Raw genomic sequence first — 21,028 nt, 5'->3', positions numbered from 1 at the left:
CGATCCGGCAACTGCGCCCCCACAGAAGACCTGGGAGTATGTCACGCCGAAAGCGTGTTTTCCATCACATTTTTGTGGGATTTTGAGCGGGATTTCGCGCCCGCCGAAGGTCAGGCGCCCGCCGTCCGGCGCGGCAGGACCCATTCGGGACGTGGAAAATGGCAGGTGTAGCCGTTCGGATAGCGCAGCAGATAATCCTGATGTTCCGGTTCGGCCTCCCAGAACGCACCGACCGGTTCGACCTCGGTCACTACCTTGCCCGGCCAGAGGCCCGAGGCCTCGACGTCGGCGATCGTGTCGAGCGCGACCTCCCGCTGCCGCTCGTCGACGTAGTAGATCGCCGAGCGGTAGGACGGGCCCCGGTCGTTGCCCTGGCGGTTCGGCGTGGTCGGGTCGTGGATCTGGAAGAAGTATTCGAGGATCCGCCGGTACGAGATCCGTTCGGGATCGAAGCGGATCTCGATGCCTTCGGCGTGGGTGCCGTGGTTCCGGTAGGTCGCGTTCGGCACGTCGCCGCCCGTGTAGCCGACGCGCGTCTCGAGGATGCCGGGCAGCCGGCGGATGAGGTCCTGCATGCCCCAGAAGCAGCCGCCGGCAAGCACGGCGCGTTCCGTCTTGCTTTCAGTCGCCATCTCGCCGCTCCTCCACCTGGTCGATGTACTCGCCGTAGCCCTCGGCTTCCATGTCGTCGCGGTGAACGAAGCGCAGCGAAGCCGAATTGATGCAGTAGCGAAGTCCGCCCCGGTCCTGGGGGCCGTCGGGAAAGACGTGGCCGAGATGGCTGTCGCCGTGGGCGCTGCGGACTTCCGTGCGGATCATGCCGTGACTCGCATCGCGCAGCTCGTTGACGTTGGCCGGTTCGATGGGCTTGGAGAAGCTCGGCCAGCCGCAGCCCGCATCGAACTTGGCCGAGGAGGCGAACAGGGGTTCACCGGAGACGATGTCGACGTAGATGCCGGGCTCGTCGTTGTCCAGGTACTCGCCGGTGCCCGGGTACTCGGTACCGTTCTCCTGGGTCACACGGTACTGCTCGTCGGTCAGCGCCTCGACGGCTTCGGGCGTCCTGCGGTAGTCGCGCGTTCGGGAGGGTCCGTCGCGGGTCGTTCGGTCGTCGGTCATCGGGTGCATCCGTTCTGAAGCAGCAACCGGAGCGCTCGTCCGGTCGCGCGATGGGTTCCATTCCGTGCTCGGAGTAGACCGCGAAACGCGTGAGAATCTTGCGCAGGGGCGTGGCGGGATGGCCTACCCGGCTCGATCGAGCAGCAGGTGGCCGTCGGACGACCGGCGAGCGGTCCAGCCCTCGGCGACCCAGGTGGTGGCATCGGCGTCGAGGACGATGGCCGGGCCCGCGAGGCCGGACTCGGGGACGTCGCCACGGGCGAACAGGGGCACGTCGCCGGCGTCGGCGGGCACCTCGACCACGTCGTCCGGCGGCGGCACGCGGTCGAGGCGGGCAGGTCCGCGGGCGTCGAGCCGGGCCGTGACCCATTCCACCGGCAGGTCGAGGCGATGGCCGAAGGCGGCCTCGTGCGCCGCATGGAAGCGCTCGGCCAGCGCGTCGGGCGGCGCGATGTCGAGCTCCAGGGACGCGCTCTGGCCAGAGTAGCGGCACGCTGCACGGCGCCGGAACTCGATCCGGTCCGCGGCGGTGCCTTCCGCGATCAGCTCCTCGCGTGCGCGGGCCTCCAGCGGCGCGAAGACCTCGTCGGCCCGGTCGGCATCCAGCCCTTCGGCGGCCGTCAGCACGCTGGCGGTGATCTGGCGGCCGGGTTCGGCGACCAGCATGCCCAGGGCCGACAGCACCCCGGATCTCGCCGGGACCACGGCACGGCGCATGCCGAGACTCTCGGCCAGCTCGCAGACGTGCAGTCCGCCGGCGCCGCCGAAGCAGGCCAGGCGGCAGCGGCCGGGATCGAGCCCGCGCTCGGCCGACATCACGCGCAGCGCGCGGCTCATGTGTTCGTTGGCGATGCGAATCACCCCGGCCGCGGCGGCGTCCACGTCCAGTCCGGCGTTCTCGGCCAGGCGCTGCATGGCGGCGCGGGCCGCATCGACGTCCAGCGCGTGCCGGCCGCCGAGCTTCACGGCGGCCGGGATCCGGCCGAGCAGCAGGTTGGCATCGGTCACCGTGGCCTCGGTGCCCCCGCGGCCGTAGCAGGCCGGCCCCGGGTCCGCGCCGGCCGAGCGGGGACCGACCTGGATCAGGCCGCCGGCGTCGATGCGCGCGATCGAGCCGCCGCCCGCGCCGATCGTGTGCATGTCGACCATCGGCACGGCGACCGGATAGCGACCGATTCGACCCTCGGCGGTCAACCTGGGCCGGCCCTCGAGCAGCGCCACGTCGGTCGAGGTTCCGCCCATGTCGAAGGTCAGCAGCCTCGATTCGTCGAGCTGGCGGCCGACGTGCGCTGCGGCGGCCAGGCCACCGGCAGGACCGGACAGAAGCAGGTGGACCGCGCGCTCGGCGGCCTGGTCGGCCGAGATCGTCAGCCCGCTGGACTGCATGACGGCCAGGCGGCCGCCGTCCAGCGCATCGGCCAGGCGGCCGAGATAGCCGGCCAGGCGGGGGGCGATCGAGGCGTTCAGCCAGGTCGCGATGCCGCGTTCGTACTCGCGGATCTCGGGCAGCACCCGGTGCGAGCACGACACGGGGATACGCTCGGGCAGGGCGTCGGCGATGCGCTGCTCGAGCGTCGGCTCGAGCCAGGAAAACAGCAGGCAGACGGCGACGGCCTCCGCGCCGCTGGCCTCGATCGCGTGCGCCAGGTCAGCCAGGTCCCGGTCGCTTGGCGTGGCGAGGTTCCGGCCGTCCGCCGCGGTCCGGGCGGCGATCTCGAAGCAGCGCTCGGGCGGCACCGGCGGGTCCACCGGGGGCTGTTCGAGGGCATACAGCGCGTCGCGGTTCTGGCGCCCGAGCGTCAGCAGGTCGGCGAAGCCCGTGGAGGTCACGAACGCGGCCGGTGCGCCGCGGTCCTCGAGCACGGCATTGGTGCCGACGGTGGTGCCGTGGACCAGGTCGGCCTGCTCGGGCGCGATCCCCAGCCGTTCCAGGCCTTCGAGGATGGCGCGCGCCGGGTCGTCCGGCGTGGACAGCACCTTGGCGGTCGTCAGCCGTCCGGCGATGAGCGCGACGAAGTCGGTGAACGTGCCGCCGGTGTCGACACCGACCCGTACGGGTTCTGCGTTCTTCATCGTCATCGCTCGGTCGACAACCGCGGCAGCCCGGTCTCGTCGGTCAGACGGTCCCAGGGAAACGCCGGGCCGGGGTCGGTCTTTCGCCGGACCGTTCTCCGCGGATCGTCGCTGGCCTCGACCCGGTCGAGATCGAGTTGGTCGTGACCGGCGAGTTCCTCGAGCGCGGGCAGCTGCCGTTCGAGTGCGCGGACCAGTGCGACCAGGGCATCGATCTGCGCGTCCGGATAGGGCTCGGTCCAGTCCTGGCTGCGGCTGTCGAACCAGTCCGGGTAGCGGCCCCTGTTGACCAGCTCGATGCCGATGCTGTCGGCGTTGTGGCCGCGCACGTGGTGGGCGATACGGTCGATCGGCACCCAGCGCTCGATGCGACCGTCGCGGTCGACGTAGAAGTGCCCGCTGTTGCCCGTGCGCGAACGTTCGTGGTGGATGCGCTCCCCATAGGTCCGGGCCGTGGCCAGGTCCGGCAGTTCGGTGGCGTGGATCACGATCCGCCGGATGCTCGCCGGGTCGCGGCGATCGAGGCGTTCGGCGTAGGGCAGCAGGTCGGTACGGATGTCCGCTGCCATCAGTCAATCCGGCGCCGTCGGCGCATCGGGGCGGGCGCGACGCGCGATTGCCGCGAGGCGCCGGTCGAGGTCGTTGCGGTCGAGCCAGCGGCCGGCCCGGACCACCGCGCGGATTCGGCGGACGTTGCCGATATCGGCCAGGGGATCGCCGTCGAGCAGGACCAGGTCGGCGACGCAGCCCGGCGCGATGCACCCGCCCGCGGCTTCGTCGAGAAAGCGGGCCGGGGCAGTGGTGCCGGTAGCCAGGGCCTCCGCCGGCGTCAGCCCGGCGGCGACCAGCAGTTCCAGCTCGTGGTGTGCGGCATCCCCGGGAACGTTGAAGATCTGCGGCGCGTCGGCGCCGAGCAACAGGCCCGCACCGGCCTCGTGGAGGCCGAGGATCAGCGACCGCCGGACCTCGACGAAGCGCTGCAGCTGGTCCTTGCCGAAGGGCTCGCGCAGCTGGGCGACCTGGCGCCGCCACTGGTCGATGGTGGCAGCGGGCGCGTAGCGCATCGCGGGCCGCGCGACGAGCGCGTCCGGGTCGCCGACGGCGATGTTCTCGATCAGGGTCTGGGTCGGCACGTTCCAGGTGCCGGCGGAACGCGTGGCCCGGGCGAGTTCGGGAATCCGCCCGGGGTCCAGCGCATCGGCCAGCGCCATGCCGAAGAACCCGGGCTCGGTCCGGCGGGCCCGGTGGTCTTCGGGGACCAGGGCCTGGGCATAGCCGTCGAGGTGGTCGATGGTCCATTGTCGCGCGGCCAGCGCGCGATCCAGTCCGACGGCGCCCGACACGTGGCCCGCGAAGGGAATGTCCAGCCCGTCGGCCGCCGCGGTCAGGGCGGCGAACGTGTCCGGCAGCAGGCCGGGGTGCAGCTTCAGCAGGTCGTAGCCGGCCTCGGCCTGGCGTCGCACCAGACGCCGGGCGGCGTCGGCAGTCGGTGCCGATGTGCCGTTCAGCGAAGGTCCCGAGGTGATCAGGCGCGGTCCGAAGCGGCTGCCGTCGGCCAGTTGCCTGCGCAGCACCAGGTGGCCGGGCTCGCCGAGCATCCCGCGGATCGTGGTCACGCCGTGGGCGAGAAACAGCGCGAGCACGTCGTCCACGCGATGCCGGGCGGCGGTCGGGTCGATGGTCGAGCCGGAATCGGGCGGGGTGACCGGCGGCACGTGGGCGTGCATTTCGGCCAGCCCCGGGATCAGCCAGCGACCTCCTGCATCGACGGTTCGGTAGGCGTCCGCGGCCATGCCGTCGAAGGCTTCGACGTCGACGATCCAGCCGCCGAGAATCGCCACGTCGCGCGGCTCGGAGACCGTCGCGGCATCGGGGTCCACGATCCGGACGTCGCGGATCAGCACCCCATCCTCGGCGAGAGCGTCGGTCGGCGCCGCGCACAGGAGAGGGAGCAGGCACGTCCACAGGATCGACAGCAGGGACGGGGCGATCGGATGGGTTCGCATGGCAGCAGCTCCGGAATCGATGCTCGGTAGTCAGGCAGCAGCGGCGCTCGGACAACCGCGGATCGTGAAGCAGGCCTGATTCGAGATCATGCTAGCAGCCACGAATGGGGTTCGAGGCGGGTTCCGGAGATTCGGGATCGTTCAGCGAGCCGGGGCGCGGTCCGGGCGCTGCCCCGGTCCCGTCGACGGATCGGGTCAGAGGCGGCGCTCTTCAGGAAACACCAGGCGGTCGGAGATCCTCCGGCCGAGCAGGGGCAGGTCGCGATCGTCCTCGCCGACCAGGGCGATGCTGCCTCGCTCGACGTTGAAGACCCAGGCCTGCATCCCGTCGGCCAGCGGATAGCGCTCGCCGGAGCCCGGGACCCGTGTCTGCGGCATGTAGTAGAGCGTCAGCGGCCCGTCGCCCGTGGCCAGGATCAGGTGAGCGCCGGCGCCGTCGGGCGTCGGACAGATCTTGCTCAGGCGCACGTCGGCCAGCAGTTCCGGCTCGAGCCGGACGCCGAAGCCGTCGAGCAGCGCCTGGACCCGGCTGGCATCGGTGGGGTCGGTCAGCGCGGCGGCCAGGACCTCGGTTCCGTCGTAGTCCCAATGGCGCGCGATGAATGCGCCGAGTTCCGGGGCTGTCAGCTGCGAGCCGCCGTCGGTCGGCGTCTCGCGCAGCGTGAACACGGTGATCGCGACCGCCAGCGTGACGGTTGCGGCCAGCGCCAGCCAGCGCGCCGGTCCGCTGACCGACCGGCGGCCGCTACGGCCGTCGCGACTTCGACCGGCGCGGAAGGCGGTCTGGCGCAGGCGGGTCTCCAGGTCTTCGGGCGGCGCTACGTTCAGCGCCTCATCGAGCAGCCGCTCGAACGCCTCCGATTCTGCCGCCACGCGTCCGGCATCACCGCCCGTCTCGCGCGCGGTCTCGGCCTCGTCGCGGTGACGCTGCGGGTCGGTCATCAGCTGGCGTCGGAGTTCATCGACGTTCATTCATTCCCCCGGAATCCGGTCGTCGGTCGTTCGCCGCGTCCGGCGACGACAGTCGTGTCTTGAGCTGCTCGCGAGCCCGGAATACCCGGGTCATCACCGCACTCTCGGTCAGTTCGAGCTCACCGGCGATCTCGGCGATCGAGAGCCCGAGCACCACCTGGAGCAGCAGCGGCTCCCGGTACATCGCGTCGAGCCTTGCGATCGCCTCGCGCATCCGGTCGCGCTCCGTGCGATCGTCCGGGCCGTCCTCGTTCGGTTCGGCGACGACCTGGTCGTCGATGTCGTCGATCGGCGGCACCTTGCGCTCGAAGGTGCGCGCGAACTCGCGGCGGAGGATCGTGATCAGCCAGCTCTTTGCCGCTTCGCGGTCCTGCAGCTTGTGCAACGCCTTCCAGGCCCGGAGGTAGGTCTCCTGGACCAGGTCGGCGGCCAACGCCGGGTCGCGACACAGCCACACGGCGAAGCGGTACAGGTCGTCGCCGTAGCGCTGCACGATCGCGTCGAATCGCTCGTTGCGCTCCTGGTGATTCATGACCGGCACGTCGCGGGTTTTCTTTCGGGCATCTTCGCTGGGTCGACCGCCTACTGGCGCCGGTAGACCTCGCCGCCGGTGCGGCGGAACTCCTCGGCCTTCTCCTCCAGCCCGGCGTCCAGCGCCTGCTCGGTTCCCAGGCCGTGTTCCGCCGCGTAGTCGCGGACGTCCTGGGTGATCTTCATCGAACAGAACTTCGGCCCGCACATGGAGCAGAAATGGGCGACCTTGTGCGCATCCTTGGGCAGGGTCTGATCGTGGTACTCGCGAGCGCGGGCCGGATCGAGGCCGAGGTTGAACTGGTCGTCCCAGCGGAACTCGAAGCGCGCCTTCGACAGTGCGTTGTCGCGGACCTGGGCGGCCGGATGCCCCTTGGCCAGGTCGGCGGCATGCGCCGCGATCCGGTAGGTGACCAGTCCCTCGCGCACATCGTGCTTGTCGGGCAGGCCGAGGTGCTCCTTCGGCGTGACGTAGCACAGCATCGCCGTGCCGTACCAGCCGATCTGGGCCGCGCCGATGCCCGAGGTGATGTGGTCGTAACCCGGTGCGATGTCGGTGACCAGCGGCCCGAGCGTGTAGAAGGGCGCTTCGTGACAGTCGGCCAGCTCCTTGTCCATGTTCTCGCGGATGAGCTGCATCGGAACGTGACCGGGGCCTTCGATCATCACCTGGCAGTCGTGCTTCCAGGCCTTCTTCGTCAGCTCGCCCAGGGTCTCGAGTTCGGCGAACTGGGCCGCGTCGTTCGCGTCGGCCACGGAGCCGGGGCGCAGGCCGTCGCCGAGCGAGAAGGACACGTCGTAGGCGGCCATGATCTCGCAGATCTCGTCGAAGCGTTCGTAGAGGAACGACTCCCGGTGGTGGGCCAGGCACCACTTGGCCATGATCGAGCCGCCCCGGGAGACGATGCCGGTGACCCGTCCCGCGGTCAGCGGCACGTGCGCCAGGCGGACGCCGGCATGGATCGTGAAGTAGTCCACGCCCTGCTCGGCCTGTTCGAGCAGCGTGTCGCGGAACAGCTCCCAGGTGAGTTCCTCCGGCACCCCGCCGACCTTTTCCAGCGCCTGGTAGATGGGCACCGTGCCGATCGGCACCGGCGAGTTGCGAACGATCCATTCGCGGGTCTCGTGGATGTCCTTGCCGGTCGACAGGTCCATGACCGTGTCGGCGCCGAAGCGCAGGGACCAGACCAGCTTCTCGACCTCGTCGGTGATCGACGACCGGACCGCGGAATTGCCGATGTTCGCATTGACCTTGACCCGGAAGTTACGGCCGATCGCCATCGGCTCGGCCTCGGGGTGGTTGATGTTGGCCGGCAGGATCGCCCGGCCGGCCGCGATCTCGTCGCGGACGAACTCCGGCGTCATCACCTCGGGCAGCTCGGCGCCCATCGGCTGTCCGGGGTGGCGCCGCAGCAGGCCGGCGGCCTCCCAGGCCTCGCGCATCTCGTCGATCCGGGCGTTCTCGCGGATCGCGACGTATTCCATCTCCGGGGTGACGATGCCCTTGCGGGCGTAGTGCAGCTGGGTCACGCAGCGCCCGGCCTTCGCCTTGCGCGGCGAGCGTTCGCCGGGAAAACGATCGGTGGGGTCGGCCTGCTCGCGGCGCTGGCGGGAATAGGACGAGGACAGGTCGGCCAGCGGCTCGGTGTCGTCGCGCTCGTCGATCCAGGCGGCGCGCACCGGGTCGAGACCGCGAGCCGGATCGGGCGCATCGTCCTCGCGCATGAACGGGGCCGCCGTCTCGTAGACATAGAGCGGCGGGTTCGGCTGCGCGCCGAAGGTGGCCGGCGTGTCGTGCTGGCGGATCTCGCGCATCCAGACCTTCAGGTCGGGCCGGCTGCCCGGTACCTGGACCAGGCGGGAGCCGGGCGGCAGGCGGAGCAGTTCGGCATCGAGGCGGCGGGCGACTTCGGACGAGGTGGAGGACATGGCGTGGGTCGGACCGGGGCCCGGCGATGGGAACCAGCTCGGGATACTACCCCGCCGGGCACGGCTCCGGGCGCGTCGGCCGGCCGACGGGCCGCGCGTGACGTTCAGCACGGGCTCTCCGGCGCCTGCGGCCGGTACAATACGCGCCGAACCGTCGAATCCCCGGCGCGCGCCGTTTCGTTCGCTCGACCCGCGCGTCGAACCAGGAGAACCGTAGTGAATTTCGAACAGGCCCGATCGAACATGATCGAACAGCAGGTCCGGACCTGGGACGTGCTCGATTCCCGCGTCCTCGACGTGATGCGCAGCGTGCCGCGCGAGGACTTCGCGCCGGCGCGTCACCGCAAGCTGGCGTTTTCCGACCTGCGGATCCCGCTGGGTCACGACCAGGTGATGATGAAGCCGATCGAGCAGGGCCGCTGCCTGCAGTCCCTGGCGCTGGACGGCGGCGAGCGGGTGCTGGAAGTCGGTACCGGCTCCGGCTTTCTGGCCGCCTGTCTGGCCGCCCTGGGCGCGCAGGTCACCAGCCTGGAGATCGTCGAGGCGTTGGCCGAGCAGGCGCAGAAGTCGCTGGCGACCGTCGGCATCGACGGCGTCGAGGTCCGTCACGCGGACGCGATGGAGACCGGGTTCGATCCGGAGTCCTTCGACGCGGTGGTGGTCACCGCCTCGGTTCCTGCCGTACCCGGTCGCTTCGCCGAGTGGCTGAAGCCGGGCGGGCGATTGTTCATTGTCCGCGGTCGCTCGCCGGCGATGGAAGCGCTGCTGCTGACCCGGACCGGATCCGGCCGCTTGTCCGAGGAGAGCCTGTTCGACACCGACCTGCCGCGCCTGATCGGCAGCGAGGACGCGCCGCGCTTCGAGTTCTGAGGCGTGCACCGGGTGCGGCCTTCACCGCGCGCGGCTACCTTTCAACGAACGATGCAATGGCGAGAACTGCAATGTACAGATACCTGATCGGGGCCGCGGCCCTGGCGCTGACCGCTCCGGCCGTGGCCGTCGACCTGCTCGGCGTCTATGAACTGGCGTCGACCAACGACCCGCAGATCCAGGCCGCCGAGCGTCGCCTCGAGGCTTCGACCTACCAGGAGGCGATCGCGCGCTCGAACCTTTTGCCGCAGCTCTCGGCCACCGCATCGCGCGATATCGGTAACGCCCAGCCCACGCTGGACGGCACGGATCTTCGCGAGAACGACATCGACTCGGAAAACTACCGGCTCAGCCTGCGCCAGAGCATCTATGACGATGCCAATTACGGCCGGCTCACCCGGGCTCGCGCCGACATCGCCCAGGCCGACGCCGAGTTCGACATCGCCTGGCAGGATTTCCTGCTGCGGGTGGCCGAGCGCTACTTCGACATGCTCACGGCGATCGATGCCCTGCGTTTCGCCCAGGCCGAGGAGAAGGCCCTGCAGCGCCAGTTCGAGCAGGCCGAACAGCGCTTCGAAGTCGGCCTGTCGGCCGTCACGGACTTTCTCGAGGCGCGGGCCGCCTGGGACGCGGCGCGCGCTCGCGTGATCGTCGCCGAGAACAGCCTGGAAAACGCCCGCGAGCTCCTGCGCGAACTGACCGGCACGATGTTCGACTCGTTCCGGCCGCTGGCCGACGAGCTGCCGCTGGAGCCGCCGCAGCCGTCGGCAGCATCGGCGTGGGTCGAGCAGGCGCTGGCCAACCGGCCCGAGCTGGAGGCCGCCCGCCGGGCCGTCGACGTGGTCGATGCCGACCTGCGGATCGCACGCGCCGGCCATCTGCCGTCGCTGGACCTGGTCGGTTCGTACAACCGCAGCGTCAACAACGAATTCGTGCTGCGCGATGATTTCCAGAACGAGGTCGCCACGGTGGAGTTCCAGAACGACACCTGGCAGGTCGGCCTCGAGCTGACCGTGCCGATCTTTTCCGGTTTCGCGGTGCAGTCGCAGACCCGGCAGACCCGCGTGCTGCGCCAGGCAGCGAGCTTCGAGCTCGATTCGGCCCAGCGCGCCGCGGTTCGCCAGACCGAGAACGCCTACCGTGCGGTGATCGCCGGCATCCGCCAGGTCGAAGCGCTGGAGCAGGCGCTGATTTCGGCCGACAGCGCGCTGGAGGCCACCAACGCGGGCTTCGATGTCGGCACCCGGACGATCGTCGACGTGCTGCTCGCCGAACAGCGCTTCTTCCAGGCCCAGCGCGACTATTCGCAGGCCCGTCACCAGTTCATCGTCGATTCGCTGGCGCTGAAACGCGCCGCCGGCGTGCTGGCCCCGGAGGACCTCGAGGCGGCCAACCGCCTGCTGGCCGGCACCGGTCCGGGCTGAGTCCCGACCCGCCTAGTTCAGGCTCGATTCCGGCCGCGCTCCGGCGCCGCCCAACCAGCGCTCCAGGACCGCCACGGTCCGGTCCAGCGCGCCGCGCTGCGTGGCCAGGAAGGTCTCGGCCCGATGCGCGATCCCTGCGCGCCGGTCCGGGTCGTCGAAAAGCTCGATGATCGTCGCGGCCAGGTCCGCAGCCCCCTGCACACGAACCAGGCCACCGGCGCCCTCGAGGCCGTTCGCCGCCTCGGCCTGGTCGGCGGTGTGCGGCCCGGTCAGCACCGGCCGGCCGCCGCGCGCCGCTTCGATCAGGTTGTGACCGCCGATGCCCTCGACCAGGCTGCCGCCGACGAAATTCACCGAGGAGACTCCGTACAGGCCGGCCAGCACGCCCAGGCGGTCGACCAGGAGCACCTGGCCGCCGGTCGACGGGCGGTCGAACCCGGTAACGGTGAGCCCGGCCCGCTCGGCGACGGCTCGAGCCTCGTTCGCGCGCTCCGGATGACGCGGGACGAGCAGCAGCAGCGCGTCCCGATGGCGCTCGAGCACCCGCCGATGCGCCTCGACCACCAGGGCCTCTTCGCCGGCATGGGTGCTGCCGGCCAGCCAGGTCGGTCGCATCGCCAACGCGTCCAGCGGTCGTTCGAGGTCGGCGGGGAGATCGGCCGGGGCTGCCGGATCGAACTTGATGTTGCCGGTCACGACGATCCGGCCGGCGGGCGCGCCGAGCTGTTCGAAGCGCTGCGCGTCGGCCGGTGCCTGGCAGGCGATCGGTCCGCAGGCGGCGAGCAGGGGCGCGAACAGGCCGCGCAGCCGCCGGTAGCGGCCCATGGCGCGATCGGAGATGCGCGCGTTCGCGATCGCGAACGGGAGTGCGCGCCGGATGCAGCCCGCCAACAGTTCGGGCCAGAGTTCGGTCTCGATCAGCACCAACCGCTCGGGCCGCGTGCGGTCCAGCCAGCGGCGGACGTCGGCGGGCCGATCCAGCGGCGCCAGCACGGAGCGGACGCGGTCGTGGTCCCGGTAGCGATCGGCGGCCAGCGCGGCGGCGGTCGGCGTCAGGGTCGAGACCAGCAGCGGCCGGCCGGCGCGGTCGAGCAGGCGCTCGATCAGCGGTTGCGCCGCGTTGAGTTCGCCGACCGATGCACAGTGAAGCCACAGTTCGCCACCGGCCTCGGGAACCTCGCCACGGCGCTCGGCTTCGCGGCCGGCGACGGCGTCCAGCGCGCGGCCCTGGCGGGCCAGCCGGCGACGGGCCAGCGGCGCGAGCGTGGCCGTCAGCGCGCGATACACTCGCATCCAGGATGACATCCCGCGCAGCATATCCCAGCCCCGGCGACCTGGCTACGCGCATGGCCCTGTGGCTGGCGCGCCGGGTCGGTCGCAGGTCGCTGCCCGAGGCCCGCCGCAGCACGCGCTGGCTGCAGAGTCCGATGCGCCTCCTGATGCGCCGCCGGGCGGCGATCGTGCGGCGCAACCTCGAGCTGTGCTTCCCCGACCGATCGACCGACTGGCGCGAAGCGGTTGCTCGCGAGCACTTCCGCCAGCTGGCCGAAACCGCGGCCGAGATCGCGGTCTGCTGGACCCGGCACGCCCCGCTGGACGACGCGGCCGGGGAGATCGTCGGCATCGAGCACCTGCATGCCGCCCGCAACGAAGGCGGCGTACTGCTGCTGACCGGGCACTTCACCAGCCTCGAACTCGGCGGTCGCCTGGTCGCCGAGCGGGTCCCGGTCGGCGGCGTCTATCGGCCCCTGCGCAATGCCCGCCTGAACACGTTCCAGAACCAGGGCCGGGGGCGTTATGCCGGACCGATGCTGGCGCGCGACGACCTGCGCGGCATGGTCCGCCACCTGCGAGACGGCGGCGTGCTCTGGTACGCGCCCGACCAGGACTTCGGGCCCGAGCGCTCCCGCTTCGCGCCGTTCTTCGGCGTGCCGACGGCGACGCTGAAGGGCTTGCCCGACCTCGCCCGGATGGGCCGGGCGCGGGTCGTTCCGATGGCGGTGATCAAGTCCCCGGACAACGGCCGGGTCAGGGTCCACCTCGAGGCGGCGTGGACCGAGGACGCGGACCGGCCCGAACGGATGCTGGAGCGATACAACGCGTTTCTCGAGCGATATACAAGAACCGCGCCGGCGCAGTACTGGTGGGTCCATCGCCGCTTCAAGACGGCACCGGTCGGCGCGCCGCCGCGCTACCCGCGCTAGACTTCCGGTCCTTGTCCATCGCCGGTATCGCCCATGCGCCAGCAGCCTCGTATCCTCCGCACCGCCGAAATCTCGCCTCAGGCGGTCCGCTATTCGCTGATCACTTTCACGCTGACCATGTTCGCCACGGTCTTCGGCATCCTGCTGCTGCCCTTCGCGCTGCCCTTCGCCTGGTGGTACTACCGCCGCTTCTACGCCACGCTGGAGGTGGTGCTGACCAGCCGTGAACTGCAGGTCAGTCGCGGCGTCCTGATCCGGCAGGAGAAGAGCATCCCGCTGGAAAAGGTCACGGACCTGGCGCTGGTCCAGGGCCCGATCATGCGGAGAATGGGGGTCAAGGGCCTGCAGGTGGAAACGGCCGGACAATCCAGCGGCGGAATGGCGCTCGTTCGGCTGATCGGCATCGAGGACACGGACGGGTTCCGCGACGATGCGCTGGACCAGCGTGACAAGGTCACCGATCGCCCCGAGGCGTCGTCCTCCCCGGCGGTCGACGGCGAGGACCCGACGGTCGAGTTGCTGGCCGAAATCCGCGACGCGGTCCAGCGGATCGAACGTCGTATCGATCGCCGCCTCGCGGAACGCGACGACGGCTGAGCGGGCGACTCGGTCGTGGGGTCTCCGCGCGTCGTGTTCGTGCCGGCCAGCGGACCGCGCGGGTCCGGCGAGGCCTTCCGCTGCCTCAACCTGGCCCGAGCCATGCATGCCCGGCAGCCGGACCTCGACGTTCATGTCCTGCTCGATCCGCGGGCCGGACTCGCCCCCGATTCCTGCTGGACGGTGCACGCGCTCGAGGCCACGCCCGCCCGGGCCGCGGCCGCCGTGGCCGCGCACCTCGACAGGCTCAGACCGGCGCTAGCGATCTTCGACGGCAGCGGCCGCACCGACCACCTGCGCCGGGTCCGGCGCGGCGGCGGGCGGGTGGTCTGGGTATCGAACCGGACGAGTCGGCGGCGGCGCGGATTCTCGCCCCGCCGGATGCGCTGGATCGACCTGCACGTCCTGGTCGGCCCCGGCCGCGGCGCCGCGCCGCCCGGGCGTATCGAGCGCGGGATGCTCCGACTGTTCGGCGGGCCCGCGATCCTGACAACGAGCGCGATCGCGCCGACCGCATCGGGTTCGAATCGGGCCGACCGGGGCCATGGAAACGGCGAGCCACGGCAGGCCGCGGTGTTCGTGTCCGGCGGCGGCGGCCAGGTGAGCGACGGCCGGCCCGTGCCCGAGCTGTTTCTCGACGCCGCGCGCGCCTTCCACCGGGCGACCGGCGCACCAGCGTTGGTGATCCTTGGCCCCCAGTACGAAGGCGAGGCAGCGTCCGATTCGGATGGTGATTCGGAAGGGGAGACCGATGACGGGCCGGCAGGTGTGCGGGTGGTTCGCTCGCTACCGACCGAAACGCTCGGCGCCCGGCTGGCCGAGGCGAGCCTGATCGTGGCCGGCGCCGGCAACATGCTCAGCAACCAGGTGCTGCTCGCCGCCCGGCCCTGCGTGATGACCGCGACCGGCGGCCACGATCAGCCGGCCCGTCTCGCGCGCCTGGCCGCGTCCGGTGCGGTCCGGCCGGCGGCGCTGGATTCCGCCGTGCTGGCCGACGCAGCGATCGCGCTGCATCGCGATCCGGAGGCGCGGGCGGGCCTGGTCGAAGCAGTCCGAAGGCTCGGTGTGGTCAATGACACCGGCCGGGTCGCGGACCGGATGCTGGGCCTGCTGGACGGCTAGTCCGCCCGGATCGGCGCTGCAGCCAGGCGCTCGGTGGATCGCACACGGGCCAGGCCCAGCGCGACCAGCAAGCCGAACCAGACGATGCCGGCGTTGCGCTGGAAGATCGACTCGCCCAGCGCGACCACCGCGAGAACGGTCACCATGGCGACCGCGGCCCAGGCCAGGTGCCTCACCTCGCGGGCGGGATCGGCGAGCGCGCGTGCGGCCAGCGCAAGCGGCACGCCGAACAGGGCGAGCAGCGCAAGAAGGCCGAGCGGCCCGTTGATGGTCAGCGCCGACAGGTACTGGCTGTGCGGATGTTCGTAGCGGAGCAGCTGGGGGTGCAGGCCGCCTCCGGCTGCGGCCGCCTCCAGGGCCTGGCGGAAGGCTCCCGGACCGCCGCCGAGGAAGGGGTGCGCGGCGATCGAATCGAACGCGACCCGCCACAGTTCACTGCGGACCGCCAGCGTGTTCCAGGGGTCCAGCTCGGCACCGGCGGGCCGGTCGAGGCCTGCGATCGCCTCGGCGACCCGGTCGCCCAGCGGTACGCCGGGGATCAGCGCGAGGACCAGGGTCAGCGCAGCGACGGCGATCGGCCAGCCGAAGCGCCGGATCGGACGTTGCCCGCCGGCCAGCGTGAAGGCATAGACCAGCAGCAGCGGGGGCAGGGCCAGCCAGGCGCCGCGCGAGCCGGACAACGCGGCGGCCAGCATTCCCAGCAGGAGGGCCAGCGCGGCGATCGTGCGCTCGGCGGGCGGGATCGATGCGCTGGCCACGCGCGGCAGGAGGGCCAGCGCGAACGCCAGGGAAACGCCGCCGAAATAGATCGGATTGGTCGCGCCGCCGACCCTCGACTGCCACGGGCCGGCCTGACCGTCCAGGGTCGTACCGATCGCGAACACACCGGCGACCAGCGCGCCGAGCGCGAGGCCCCACCAGAGCGGACGATCGAGGCCGTCGACCCGGCGCAGGAACAGGTAGAGCGGGACGATCAGCAGCAGGCGCAGCGTGCGACCGACGTCGTCGGTGCCGATCGGACCGAGCCCGTGCAGGGCCCAGGCCGCGAGCCACAGGGAGACGAACCCGATCACGGCAAGGACCAGCGGGCCGTCGCCGGGGACCAGCACCGGCTCGGCGCGGCGCCGGACCACCGCGGGTTCCAGCCAGACGATCGCGATGGCGGCCAGCAGCAGGAAGGCCGCCCCTGCGACCTTTGGAACGACCAGGCCGAACCCCAGTCCGATCGCGACCAGGGCCGCCACGGCCCGGCCGAGCAGACTGTCCGCTGCAACCGGGCGCAGCGCCCGCGAACTCAGCGGCGGAGCGGAGCCGTCAGTCCTCGAGCTTGAACTCGGCACCGCAGTAGGGGCACTTGGCCTGTCCGGTCTTCTCGATCGGGAGGTACACCCGCGGGTGCGAGTTCCAGAGCACCATGTCCGGCGTCGGGCAACTCAGGGGCAGGTCGTCGCGGGACACGACGTAGGTGGATTCGGCGTTGGCCGGGCGCTTCGTGCGGTTCTCGGCGTCGGCGTCGGGGGCAGGCGAGTTCACGGCAGATCCATCGGGTCGAAGTCTGATCCGCTAGTGTACCGCGCCGCCCGGACCGCGGACGGTCTGCCCGAACACGGCATCCCACGCACGCTCGGCCGCTTCGACGAGATCATCGGCGGTCGCCGTCGCTACGCCCCGGCGGAGAAAGCTGCGGTCGCGCAGCACGCAGGCCTCGGCATGGAGGTCGCGCAACTGCGCGATGCGCTCGCCGTCCAGCCAGCCGGTCTCGCCGAGCGCGCGGAGCTGCTCGCCGGTCTCGCGCGCATCGATCAGGCCGGGTTCGTCCGCGGCGCGGGTCAGGATGCCGTACTCGGCGATGAACTGGACGTGGCCGAGTACGCGCTTGACCGGCGTTTCGGTTCGCTGAGCCATCTGGCGCCGGCGCATCCGGACGATCTCGTCGCGCGTCCGATCGTGATCGCGCGGCCGGCACAGCACGTCCCGACGGAGTCGATCGAAGCGATCGACCAGGTCGTCGGGACCGCGGACCGCGCGCGCCCGGATCAGCGCCTGGTGTTCCCAGGTCCAGGCCTGGTCCGACTGGTAGGCCTCGAAGCGGTCCATCGCCGTGACCAGGAGGCCGGCATTGCCGTTCGGGCGCAGGCGGGTGTCGACCGGGTAGAGCTTTCCCCCGGGCAGGGGAAGCTGGAGCGCGTTGATCAGGCGTTGGATGCCGCGCAGGGGAGGATCGCCGGCGGGGTGCAGGAAGACCAGGTCGAGATCGGAGCTGTAGTGCAACTCGCCGGCGCCGAGGTTTCCGTAACCGATCATCGCGACACGGTCCGGCTCGGCCAGGGTCAGGCGGGCCACCGCGTCGAGCACCGATTCGGCCAGTCGGGTCAGCTGTTGCCGCGCCGTTCTGCGGTCCAGTGCATCGTCGAGCTGACCGAGCGCGGTCCGGACGAAGCCGGCCTGGCGGTAGCGCGCGAGCGCGTCCAGCGTGCTCTCCGGGTCGTCCGGCAGCACCTTCGGCGCCTCGGGCAGGTCGAAGCCGTTGATCGGGTCGAGCAGGTCGTCGAGCAGTTGCGGCGCGCCGATCACCCAGTGCGCGACCCGCCCGGAAAGCCGGAACACGCGCACGGTCCGCTCCAGCGTTCGCGGCCGTTCGTGCAGCAGGGACAGGTAGGCCGAGCGCCGGGCGATCGTTTCGACCAGCTCCAGCAGGTCCTCGAAGCCGGTGTCGGGATCCTCCGGCTCGAGCGTCTTCTCCAGCAACCGCGGCATCAGGCGATCGAGGCGACGGCGCGCTTCGGCCGAAAGGGGGCGTCGTTCCAGCCTGCGCGCCAGGCGGGAGAGGGCGGCGGCCGCGACGTCCGGTACCGCGAACCCCAGGCTGGCCAGGCGCTGCTCGAGGTCGTCTCCCGGCGGCCACGGCATCGTCGGTGCCGACGACGACCCGGCCTCGGACGAGCCCCGTCCACGACCCGTGCTTGCGCCGGGCGCTGCCGGCTCGGGTCGCTCGAAGCGCGCCTGGAACGACGTTCGAACGATCCGGCGCACCGCGTCCAGTCGCTCGACCAGCGCCGGCCAGCCCTCGGCACCCATCAGCGTGGCCAGTGCGGTGCGCGCCTCCGGGCGTTCGGGAAGCTCATGGGTCTGTCGGCCGGTCACGGCCTGCAGGCGATTCTCCAGTGCGCGCAGGAAACGGTAGCAGTCGCCGAGCGAATCGGCTTCGTCCGGGTCCAGCAGGCGCAGGTCGCGTGCCGCCCGCAGTGCGGGCAGGAACCCCGGAGTGCGCAGCGAGGGTTCGCGTCCGCCGCGCAGAAGCTGCAGGCTCTGGATCAGGAACTCGAGCTCGCGAATGCCGCCGGGGCCGCGCTTGACGTCGTCGGCCAGGTCCTCGCGCCGGCTCTTGCGGTCGATTTCCAGGTGCAGGTCGCGCAGGCTGTCGAACAGCCCGTAGTCGAGGTAGCGGCGGAAGACGAACGGACCGAGCCGATCGATCAGCTGCCGGCCGACCGCGGTGTCGCCGGCCGCCAGGCCCGCCTTGAGCCATGCGTAGCGTTCCCATGCGCGACCTTCGCTGACGAAATACTGCTCCATCGCATCGACCGACAGCACCAACGCACCCGACTGACCGTAGGGACGGAGTCGGGTATCGATCACCCAGGCGCGTCCGTCGGCGGTGACCTGCTCCATCAGCGTGGACAGCTCGCGGGCGACGCGGGCAAGATACTCCCGCGCCGGCAGCCTCCGACGGCCGTCGCTTTCACCGTCCGCGCCGTGGGCGAACACCAGGTCGAGATCCGAGTTGAAGTTCAGCTCGTCGCCGCCGAGCTTGCCCAACGCCAGCACGGCCAATCGCGGGCCGCCCGGCAGCTGGCCATGGAGATCGCCAACGCGGGCCAGCGCGGCGTCCAGCGCCCCGCCGAGGCAGTCACGCGCCAGCGCGGACAGCAGCGACCCGGTGCGCTCGACGTCGTGCCGCCCCCGCAGCTCTCCCCAGAGGATGCGCAGGCTCTCGAGCTGACGCTTGCGGCGCAGTCGAGCGTCCAGCGGCAGCTCGGGATCGTCGGCCGGCTGGTCGCCGTCGAGCCAATCGGGGTTCAGCGACCAGCGCCGCAGTGCTTCGGACGCGTAGGCCGAAGCGTGGACGAACGCCTCCACGTCGAGGGCAGGTGCGTCCGATCGCCGCTGGTCGCTCATCGTCCGGCACCGCTCACGGACGATTCCCGGCGGCGTCGACCAGGGCCTGGAACAACGCCCGTTGCTCGGCACGCTGCGGCAGGTACTCGGGGTGCCACTGAACGCCGAGCCGCAGCGGTTCGCCCGTATGCTCCCAGGCCTGCATCACGCCGTTGGATTCGCGCGCGACCGCGGACAGTCCGTCGGCCAGGCGGTCGATGGCCTGGGAATGCAGCGAATTGACTCGACAACGGGTGCAGCCGAGGATCGCCGCGAGTCGGCTGCCCGGCGCGATGCGGACCTTCTTGCGCGGCAGCACCGAGCGGATCTGGGCGACCTCGTCGTAGAAGCCGGTCAGGGACTGGTGCAAGGAGCCGCCGCAGGTCACGTTGATCAATTGCATCCCGCGACAGATTCCGAGCATCGGCCGGCCGGTCGCCAGCGCCTGGCGGATCAGGCCGGTCTCCAGCGCATCGCGGTCGGCGTCCAGGCCGCCGTGTTTCTTGCTGAGCACGCGGCGGACGAGCCAGAGCAGGGGAAAGAGCACGTAGCCCAGTGCCCGTCGCCAGCCGGATGCGCCCCGGTCGGCCAGTTCGCCGACCGGCAGCCGCCGTTGCTGGCCGTAGAGGTCGGGGCTGACGTCGGCCCCGCCGCCGATGATCAGTCCGTCGACCGCGTCGATCGGATGCGGTCGACGGGGCCGGATGCGCAGCGGGCGGCCCCCGGCCAGGCGCACGCCCAGGGCGGAGAACCACCAGGCCGCCAGGCCGCCGCGATCGGGGCCGGTGACGCCGATCACCGGGCGACTCACGAGCCGCCGCGAGACGTCAGTGCCCGCCAGGCGCCGGCCCACCACCGCTTCAAGGCGCTCGAAGACGCCAGGCGCCGACGCGCGGTCCGGACCAGCTCGCGCGGTTGGGCCGCCAGGCACTCGACCTCCACCCATTCCGACCAGGGCTGGGCGAGCGTCCAGTCGGGGTCATCGATGCGGCAATTCGGCAGCCGGTAGTGCCAGGCCGGCCGCGCCTTGATCAGCGCATGCTCGACCGGCGCGGCGGCGACCCGGTCCGCATCCAGCCAGGCGAACAGCGGCAGCGCGTCCAGGGGCCGGTTCCGGGTCGGCGAGAAGCGCAGGTAGTCGTCGATCAGTCCCTCTCGCGTCGGCGCGTAGTCGGGGTCGAGCAGGTGGGCGACGAAATCCTCCGGAAACGAGTGCACGTACGGGGTCAGCTTGCGCGAGAAATCGATGTCTTCCTTTTCGATGATCGCATCGACCCGGAGCAGGAAGGCACGCAGGATCGACAGCAGTGCGGGCACGCCGTCGTCGTGGATCTCGATGTTGAACTGCAGGCCGAAGGCATAAAGGGCGGACGCCTCCGTGCCCCGGGCGCCGGCCTCGTTGAGGCGGTGTCGGATCGCGTCGATCCGCGGCAGCGCGTCCAGCGGCACCGGCGGGCAGACCAGTTCATGGGGAACGACCAGGCCGGTCAAGCGCGACAGGAGCGATTCGACGTTGTCGCGGACCGCCCCGCCGCCGAGGTCGATGCCGATCTGCTGGAGCGAATCGAGGTAGCGGCGGGAGGTGAGGATTTCCGCGTCGAGCTCGACGCGGAACTCGCCGAGCTCGGAATCCACGACGTGACCGGAAAACGCGCTGTCGGCATCGAAGCGGCCGCCGACCTCGTCGGTCACGGCGCGTGCGATGGTCTCGGCATCGACGCCGGCCATCTCCAGTTCGACCCCGACCCGACGCGGCGTTCCCTCCGCCGTTTCGAGCCAGGGCAACGGTCGGAATTCGATCACTCCATCACCTCCTTTCGCCCAGTGTAAACGGCACGAGTGGAGCCTGGACGAACGCGTGCCATCGACCGGCCGGGGCTTCTCGAGGCTTGCGCGGTTGTTTACGGCAAGCGGCTAGCGGATCGAGGTTCGGGTCGGCGATGAGCCTCGAGCGACCAAGCGGAATGTACGCATCTGTACATGAGCATCGCGAGCCGAAGCAAAGCGCCGAGGCCGGGCCGGA

19 protein-coding genes are annotated in these 21,028 nt (G+C 71.1%); 5 read left to right on the top strand and 14 right to left on the bottom strand.

Features of this window, described 5'->3' with window-relative positions; genetic code table 11:
• Positions 1 to 110: 110 nt before the first annotated feature.
• The 8 genes from msrA to thiC form a co-directional block, all read right to left on the bottom strand.
• A complete protein-coding gene (msrA, locus tag KUV67_05900) occupies positions 111 to 632 on the bottom strand; it encodes a peptide-methionine (S)-S-oxide reductase MsrA (protein ID MBY6204404.1) in 522 nt (173 codons plus the stop codon).
• Positions 622 to 1,119 carry a peptide-methionine (R)-S-oxide reductase MsrB gene (gene msrB / locus KUV67_05895; GenBank protein ID MBY6204403.1) on the bottom strand — a complete coding sequence of 166 codons (498 nt, stop codon included), beginning with the start codon at positions 1,117 to 1,119 and terminating at the stop codon, positions 622 to 624. The genes msrA and msrB overlap by 11 nt, the downstream gene beginning before the upstream one ends.
• 123 nt (positions 1,120 to 1,242) lie before the next feature.
• Entirely contained in the window at positions 1,243 to 3,192 is a 1,950-nt protein-coding gene (locus tag KUV67_05890; GenBank protein MBY6204402.1) for a hydantoinase/oxoprolinase family protein, read from the bottom strand.
• Between the two features lie 2 nt (positions 3,193 to 3,194).
• Positions 3,195 to 3,761 (bottom strand): N-acetylmuramoyl-L-alanine amidase, encoded by a 567-nt coding sequence (locus KUV67_05885; protein MBY6204401.1) that lies wholly within the window; start codon positions 3,759 to 3,761, stop codon positions 3,195 to 3,197.
• 3 nt (positions 3,762 to 3,764) lie between these two features.
• Positions 3,765 to 5,198, bottom strand: a complete 1,434-nt coding sequence (locus KUV67_05880; GenBank protein MBY6204400.1) for an amidohydrolase family protein — start codon at positions 5,196 to 5,198, stop codon at positions 3,765 to 3,767.
• Positions 5,199 to 5,393: 195 nt separating this feature from the next.
• Entirely contained in the window at positions 5,394 to 6,170 is a 777-nt protein-coding gene (locus tag KUV67_05875; protein MBY6204399.1) for a DUF3379 domain-containing protein, read from the bottom strand.
• Positions 6,157 to 6,702 (bottom strand): sigma-70 family RNA polymerase sigma factor, encoded by a 546-nt coding sequence (locus KUV67_05870; GenBank protein MBY6204398.1) that lies wholly within the window; start codon positions 6,700 to 6,702, stop codon positions 6,157 to 6,159. Before KUV67_05870 ends, KUV67_05875 begins: the two co-directional genes overlap by 14 nt.
• Before the next feature lie 50 nt (positions 6,703 to 6,752).
• Positions 6,753 to 8,630 carry a phosphomethylpyrimidine synthase ThiC gene (gene thiC / locus KUV67_05865; protein ID MBY6204397.1) on the bottom strand — a complete coding sequence of 626 codons (1,878 nt, stop codon included), beginning with the start codon at positions 8,628 to 8,630 and terminating at the stop codon, positions 6,753 to 6,755.
• A gap of 216 nt (positions 8,631 to 8,846) precedes the next feature.
• On the opposite strand from thiC, the gene KUV67_05860 reads away from it, so the two are divergent.
• Both KUV67_05860 and KUV67_05855 read left to right on the top strand, forming a co-directional pair.
• A complete protein-coding gene (locus KUV67_05860) occupies positions 8,847 to 9,500 on the top strand; it encodes a protein-L-isoaspartate O-methyltransferase (protein ID MBY6204396.1) in 654 nt (217 codons plus the stop codon).
• Between the two features lie 71 nt (positions 9,501 to 9,571).
• Positions 9,572 to 10,924 (top strand): TolC family outer membrane protein, encoded by a 1,353-nt coding sequence (locus KUV67_05855; GenBank protein ID MBY6204395.1) that lies wholly within the window; start codon positions 9,572 to 9,574, stop codon positions 10,922 to 10,924.
• Between the two features lie 12 nt (positions 10,925 to 10,936).
• Here the strand turns inward: KUV67_05855 and KUV67_05850 are convergent, their stop codons facing one another.
• On the bottom strand, positions 10,937 to 12,217 hold the full coding sequence (locus tag KUV67_05850; GenBank protein MBY6204394.1) for a 3-deoxy-D-manno-octulosonic acid transferase: 1,281 nt from the start codon (positions 12,215 to 12,217) through the stop codon (positions 10,937 to 10,939).
• 53 nt (positions 12,218 to 12,270) lie between these two features.
• Between KUV67_05850 and KUV67_05845 the strand changes: the two genes are divergently transcribed.
• Genes KUV67_05845 through KUV67_05835 form a run of 3 tightly spaced genes read left to right on the top strand, consistent with a single transcriptional unit; the run spans position 12,271 to position 14,847 of the window.
• Complete coding sequence (locus KUV67_05845; protein ID MBY6204393.1) at positions 12,271 to 13,128, top strand: lysophospholipid acyltransferase family protein; 858 nt, start codon at positions 12,271 to 12,273, stop codon at positions 13,126 to 13,128.
• A 33-nt stretch (positions 13,129 to 13,161) separates the two neighbouring features.
• The gene (locus KUV67_05840) at positions 13,162 to 13,725 is read left to right on the top strand and encodes a PH domain-containing protein (protein ID MBY6204392.1); all 564 of its coding nucleotides are present in this window, start codon (positions 13,162 to 13,164) and stop codon (positions 13,723 to 13,725) included.
• Between the two features lie 15 nt (positions 13,726 to 13,740).
• Positions 13,741 to 14,847: a hypothetical protein gene (locus KUV67_05835; GenBank protein MBY6204391.1), complete on the top strand. Its 1,107-nt coding sequence runs from the start codon at positions 13,741 to 13,743 to the stop codon at positions 14,845 to 14,847.
• On the opposite strand, the gene KUV67_05830 is transcribed toward KUV67_05835, so the two are convergent.
• The 5 genes from KUV67_05830 to KUV67_05810 form a co-directional block, all read right to left on the bottom strand.
• Positions 14,844 to 16,091: an O-antigen ligase family protein gene (locus KUV67_05830; protein ID MBY6204390.1), complete on the bottom strand. Its 1,248-nt coding sequence runs from the start codon at positions 16,089 to 16,091 to the stop codon at positions 14,844 to 14,846. The genes KUV67_05835 and KUV67_05830 overlap by 4 nt on opposite strands.
• 70 nt (positions 16,092 to 16,161) lie before the next feature.
• Positions 16,162 to 16,263 (bottom strand): zinc-finger domain-containing protein, encoded by a 102-nt coding sequence (locus tag KUV67_05825; protein MBY6204389.1) that lies wholly within the window; start codon positions 16,261 to 16,263, stop codon positions 16,162 to 16,164.
• Between the two features lie 147 nt (positions 16,264 to 16,410).
• Positions 16,411 to 19,026 (bottom strand): bifunctional [glutamate--ammonia ligase]-adenylyl-L-tyrosine phosphorylase/[glutamate--ammonia-ligase] adenylyltransferase, encoded by a 2,616-nt coding sequence (gene glnE / locus KUV67_05820; protein MBY6204388.1) that lies wholly within the window; start codon positions 19,024 to 19,026, stop codon positions 16,411 to 16,413.
• Between the two features lie 13 nt (positions 19,027 to 19,039).
• Entirely contained in the window at positions 19,040 to 19,816 is a 777-nt protein-coding gene (locus KUV67_05815) for a gamma-glutamyl-gamma-aminobutyrate hydrolase family protein (protein MBY6204387.1), read from the bottom strand.
• Positions 19,813 to 20,808, bottom strand: a complete 996-nt coding sequence (locus KUV67_05810) for an amidoligase family protein (GenBank protein ID MBY6204386.1) — start codon at positions 20,806 to 20,808, stop codon at positions 19,813 to 19,815. The genes KUV67_05815 and KUV67_05810 overlap by 4 nt, the downstream gene beginning before the upstream one ends.
• Positions 20,809 to 21,028 lie beyond the last annotated feature (220 nt).

Source organism: Halomonas denitrificans, from assembly GCA_019800895.1.
Taxonomy (GTDB): domain Bacteria; phylum Pseudomonadota; class Gammaproteobacteria; order Xanthomonadales; family Wenzhouxiangellaceae.
Note: the sequence above shows the minus strand (reverse complement) of the source record. Positions and strands in the feature narration are given on the sequence as shown.

Excerpts from the sequence above, each read along its gene's own strand:
- msrA (MBY6204404.1), bottom strand. The coding sequence starts at position 632 with ATGGCGACTGAAAGCAAGACGGAACGCGCCGTGCTTGCCGGCGGCTGC.
- msrB (MBY6204403.1), bottom strand. The coding sequence starts at position 1,119 with ATGACCGACGACCGAACGACCCGCGACGGACCCTCCCGAACGCGCGAC.
- KUV67_05890 (MBY6204402.1), bottom strand. The coding sequence starts at position 3,192 with ATGAAGAACGCAGAACCCGTACGGGTCGGTGTCGACACCGGCGGCACG.
- KUV67_05885 (MBY6204401.1), bottom strand. The coding sequence starts at position 3,761 with ATGGCAGCGGACATCCGTACCGACCTGCTGCCCTACGCCGAACGCCTC.
- KUV67_05880 (MBY6204400.1), bottom strand. The coding sequence starts at position 5,198 with ATGCGAACCCATCCGATCGCCCCGTCCCTGCTGTCGATCCTGTGGACG.
- KUV67_05875 (MBY6204399.1), bottom strand. The coding sequence starts at position 6,170 with ATGAACGTCGATGAACTCCGACGCCAGCTGATGACCGACCCGCAGCGT.
- KUV67_05870 (MBY6204398.1), bottom strand. The coding sequence starts at position 6,702 with ATGAATCACCAGGAGCGCAACGAGCGATTCGACGCGATCGTGCAGCGC.
- thiC (MBY6204397.1), bottom strand. The coding sequence starts at position 8,630 with ATGTCCTCCACCTCGTCCGAAGTCGCCCGCCGCCTCGATGCCGAACTG.
- KUV67_05855 (MBY6204395.1), top strand. The coding sequence starts at position 9,572 with ATGTACAGATACCTGATCGGGGCCGCGGCCCTGGCGCTGACCGCTCCG.
- KUV67_05850 (MBY6204394.1), bottom strand. The coding sequence starts at position 12,217 with ATGCGAGTGTATCGCGCGCTGACGGCCACGCTCGCGCCGCTGGCCCGT.
- KUV67_05845 (MBY6204393.1), top strand. The coding sequence starts at position 12,271 with ATGGCCCTGTGGCTGGCGCGCCGGGTCGGTCGCAGGTCGCTGCCCGAG.
- KUV67_05840 (MBY6204392.1), top strand. The coding sequence starts at position 13,162 with ATGCGCCAGCAGCCTCGTATCCTCCGCACCGCCGAAATCTCGCCTCAG.
- KUV67_05825 (MBY6204389.1), bottom strand. The coding sequence starts at position 16,263 with ATGGTGCTCTGGAACTCGCACCCGCGGGTGTACCTCCCGATCGAGAAG.
- glnE (MBY6204388.1), bottom strand. The coding sequence starts at position 19,026 with ATGAGCGACCAGCGGCGATCGGACGCACCTGCCCTCGACGTGGAGGCG.